Origin of the sequence: Cellulomonas cellasea, from assembly GCF_006538745.1 — a bacterium.
In the GTDB taxonomy this organism is placed as follows: domain Bacteria; phylum Actinomycetota; class Actinomycetes; order Actinomycetales; family Cellulomonadaceae; genus Cellulomonas_A; species Cellulomonas_A cellasea.
This window is the reverse complement of record NZ_BJLR01000023.1, coordinates 1-4,085: the sequence shown is the minus strand read 5'-3', so window position 1 is coordinate 4,085 and position 4,085 is coordinate 1. Positions and strand designations below refer to the sequence as shown.

Annotated in this window: 4 protein-coding genes; 3 read left to right on the top strand and 1 reads right to left on the bottom strand. The window is 75.9% G+C overall.

What is annotated here, in order from left to right:
* The 3 genes from cobA to CCE01nite_RS13005 all read left to right on the top strand — a co-directional run.
* The coding region (gene cobA, locus CCE01nite_RS13015) for a uroporphyrinogen-III C-methyltransferase (RefSeq protein ID WP_141372541.1) at positions 1-1,288 on the top strand (1,288 nt) is incomplete at its 5' end.
* 4 nt (positions 1,289-1,292) lie between these two features.
* Positions 1,293-2,090: a dihydrofolate reductase family protein gene (locus tag CCE01nite_RS13010; RefSeq protein WP_141372539.1), complete on the top strand. Its 798-nt coding sequence runs from the start codon at positions 1,293-1,295 to the stop codon at positions 2,088-2,090.
* A 120-nt stretch (positions 2,091-2,210) separates the two neighbouring features.
* Positions 2,211-2,696: a hypothetical protein gene (locus CCE01nite_RS13005; protein WP_141372537.1), complete on the top strand. Its 486-nt coding sequence runs from the start codon at positions 2,211-2,213 to the stop codon at positions 2,694-2,696.
* A 94-nt stretch (positions 2,697-2,790) separates the two neighbouring features.
* On the opposite strand, the gene CCE01nite_RS13000 is transcribed toward CCE01nite_RS13005, so the two are convergent.
* The gene (locus tag CCE01nite_RS13000) at positions 2,791-4,077 is read right to left on the bottom strand and encodes a carboxylate--amine ligase (protein ID WP_141372543.1); all 1,287 of its coding nucleotides are present in this window, start codon (positions 4,075-4,077) and stop codon (positions 2,791-2,793) included.
* Positions 4,078-4,085: the final 8 nt, after the last annotated feature.

The following is a 4,085-nucleotide window of genomic DNA, read 5'->3' as shown; positions in this document are numbered from 1 at the left end:
TCGCCGCGCCGCCGGGCTCGGCGAGGCGGGCGCCCGCGTCCGGGTCGTCGCACCCGAGGTCGTCGACGCGCTCGCGGCCCTCGCCGCCCTGGGCGCGGTGACGCACGAGGCGCGGCGCTACGAGGCGGGCGACCTCGACGGCGCGTGGCTCGTGTACACCGCGACCGGGCACCCCGAGACCGACGCCCGTGTCGCCGCCGACGCCGAGGCCGCCCGCGTCTGGTGCTCGAAGGGCGGCGACCCCGCCGCATCCCGCGCGTGGACCCCGTCGGTGGCCCGTGCCGGCGACGTGACCGTGGCCGTCGGTGCCGGCGGCGACCCCCGCCGCGCGGCCGCGATCAAGGACGCCGTCGCGCTGCTCCTCGACACCGGCGCGCTGCCCGTGCGCCGCCACCGGCCCGGGCCCGGCTCCGTCGCGCTCGTCGGCGGCGGGCCCGGCGCACGCGACCTCATCACGACGCGCGGGCGCCGGCTGCTCGCCGAGGCCGACGTGGTCGTGGTCGACCGCCTCGCGCCGCGCGAGCTGCTCGACGACCTCGACCCCGACGTCGAGGTCGTCGAGGCCGGCAAGACCGCGCACCGGCACACCCTCACCCAGGACCAGATCAACGCCGTCCTCGTCGAGAAGGCGCTCGCGGGCCGGCGGGTCGTCCGGCTCAAGGGCGGCGACCCGTTCGTGCTCGGGCGCGGCAGCGAGGAGGTCCTCGCGTGCGTCGCCGCCGGCGTCCCCGTCGAGGTCGTGCCCGGCGTGACGAGCGCGATCGCGGTCCCGGGCGCCGCCGGGATTCCCGTCACACACCGCGGCGTCTCGCGCCAGGTGACCATCGCGTCCGCGCACGAGGCGCAGCCGGACTGGGGCTCGCTCGCCGCCCTGGAGGGGACCCTCGTGCTGCTCATGGGCGTCGGCCAGCTCCGCGACCAGGCCGCCCGCCTCGTCGAGCACGGCAAGGACGCGTCGACCCCCGTCGCGATCGTCGAGCGCGGGACGACGCCCGAGCAGCGCACGACTCGCGGCACGCTCGCCGACATCGCGGACGTCGCCGACGCGCGCGGCGTGCGCTCCCCCGCGGTCATCGTCATCGGCGAGGTCGCGGGGCTCGTGCTCGACGCCCCGCCCGGGGCCTGCTCGGGCGCGCCGGGGGTCGTGCCCGGCGCCGCCGACGCCGGGCCCGACGTGCCGGGCGCCGCCGAGCCGTCCGGCACCGAGCCCTCGCGGGCCGAGCCGTCGGCCGCCGCACCGTCGCCGGCCGACCCGTCGGGCGCCGAGCCGGGCGCGCCCGCAGACTGACCCGGTGCCCGCACCGACGTTCGACGTCCTCCTCCCGCTCGACCGCGCGGGCGACCGCCTCGCGCCCGACGCCGACGAGCGCGCCCTGCTCGACCTCTACGCCCACCCCGACCCGGCTCCCGGCCGGCGCAGCAGCGTGCGAGCCGCGATGGTCTCGACCCTCGACGGCTCCGCGACCGGCCCGGACGGCCGCTCGGGCACGATCAACAACGCCGCCGACCACCGGGCGTTCGTCGTCCAGCGCGCGGTCGCGGACGTGCTGCTCGTGGGAGCCGGCACCGCGCGCGCCGAGGGGTACCGCGAGCTGCCGTTCCCCGAGCCGCTGCGCGCCGCACGGGTGCGCCGCGGGCAGTCCCCGGACGTCGCGCTCGCGCTGGTCTCGCGCTCCGGGTCGGTCCCCGAGGACCTGCTGCACTCGTCGTCCGCCCCGCTCGTCGTCACGTCGGCCGCCAGCCCCGGGCTCGCGACGCTGCGCGCGTCCGTCGGTGACGACCGGGTCGTCGTGGCGGGGGACGACGAGGTGGACCTCGCCTGTGCGCTCGACGCCCTGGCCGAGCGCGGCCTCGTGCGGGTGCTGGCCGAGGGTGGTCCGCACCTGCTGGCCGACCTCGTCGCGGCGGGCCTCGTCGACGAGCTGTGCCTCACGACGAGCCCGGTGCTCGTGGGCGGCCCGGGCCCGCGCGTCCTCGACTCGGGCACGTGGCTGCCGGCGGCCGTCGCCGCGACCCCCGTGCACCTGCTGCACGCGGACGGGGTGCTCGTGGGCCGGTGGGCGCTGCGCTCCGGCTCCGACCAGCACTGAGGCGCAGGGACCTCGTGCGGACGCGCCTCGTCGGCGCGGCACGTCGGGCACCGTCCCCGATGCCGGGCGACGCGGGGGGACGACCCGCGCGGCACCGGGCCGCGCACTAGGCTCCCCCACGTGACTGACACGATCCTGGTCCTGACCGAGGACACGCTCGCCTCCGCCGACGTCGCGCACATCGTGTCGCTGCACGAGGGCGAGACGCTCGCGTACCGCGTCCTCGTGCCCGCCGACACCGAGCGCAACCTGCTCGTCTCGCTGATCGACCAGCTCAGCCTGGGCGAGCTGCGCGAGGCCCTCGACACCGTCCGCGGTCGCGAGCCCGAGCCGCGCGCCGCCCGCGCGACCGCCGCCGACCAGCTCGCGGAGAGCCTCGCCGCGTTCGAGGAGGCGGGCCGCGACGCCGCCGGCGAGGTCGTGTCCGACGACCCGCTGCCCGCGCTGCGCGCCGCGATCGCACAGGGCCCGGTGCGTGAGGTCGTCGTCGTGACCTACCCGCACGCGGTCGAGGACACCTTCCACCGCGACTGGGCCTCGCGGGCGCGCGAGGCGCTCGACGTCCCCGTCCTGCACCTGTACTCGGGGACCAGCGAGCTCGGCTGACCGCGCCGGCTCCACCCGCACGCACCTGTACGCGACGACGCCGGGCCCCAGAAGGGGACCCGGCGTCGTCGCGTCCTGCGCGCGTGCCCTGTGCTCAGAACCCGGTGCCGGTGAGCTCCGGGTAGTGGGTGCGGAACTTGCGCACCTGGTTGACGAGCGCAAGCGTCACGTACGCCACGCGCTTGGGTCCGGCGTCCTGCGCGTACCTCAGCGGGTGCGCGACGGCGCCCGCCTTGATCAGGCCCTTGACCTTCGCCGCGAGGGCCGGGTCCGCGACGTACTTGAGCAGCAGCCGGTGCGGGACGATCGCATAGAGGATCTCCTTCTCGACGACGACCGGCTCGACGGCATGGCCCTCGACGCGGTCCTCGACGAGGAAGCGCATCGGGTTCGCCCCGGCGGCCGTGACGTAGTAGTTGTTCCGGCCGATGCGCGGGTTCACCTCGAAGAAGCGGTACGACCCGTCGCGCGGGTCGACCTTGACGTCGAAGTTGGCGAAGCCGACGTACCCGGTCTCGGTGAGGAAGCGCCGGGCCTGCTCGAGCATCGGGTCGATGCGCGTGGTGATCATCGCCGCGGGGTTCCCGAGGCCCGACGGCGTGTGCTCCTCGAGCAGCACGTGCGCCGAGCAGAGCAGAGTGATCTCGCCGCGGCTGTCCACGTAGGCCGTGATGGAGCGCATCTGCGTGTCGTCGCCCGGGATGAGCTCCTGGACCACGAACCGCCCCCGGAACCCGGCGCCGGCCAGCGAGACCCAGAGCTGGTCGAGCTCGGCGGGCTCGCTGATCTCGAAGACCTTCTTCTTGCCCTCGAACTCGACGTCCTGATAGTCCGCGCTGCTCGCCGCCTTCGCGATGAGCGGGTACGTGATGCCGGCCGGGACGGGCACCGGCTGCCAGCCGGGCTCGCCGGCGTGCGCGAAGTCCTGCACCACGGTGCGCGGCACCGAGATGCCGATCCGCTCGCAGATCTCCGCGAACGTCGCCTTGTCGGAGATCTGGTCGAGCAGCTCCGCGCTGAGGAACGGCACGACGTAGTACGGCTCGAGCTCGGTGCGGTGCTGCACGACGACGCGGACGAGCCAGTCCGAGTTCGCCATGAGCACGAGCCGCCGGCCCGCGAGGCCACGGGCGACCTCGACGAGCTTGTCGACGAGCTGGCGCGGGTCGTGCCCGTCGGCGACGAGCACGTTGTCCACGATGCGCGAGTCCGCGACGGGGCCGAGCGCGGCGCCGCTCACGACGATCGAGCGGACGCCGTAGGCCTCGTGGAAGGACCGTGCGAGGGCGTAGACGCCGATGTCGGCGCCGAGGATCACGGGCTGCAGCGGGCCGGTCGACGCCGTGTGGGTGTCGACCGGCTCGTGGGTGGTGTCGCTCACGCGGGGTT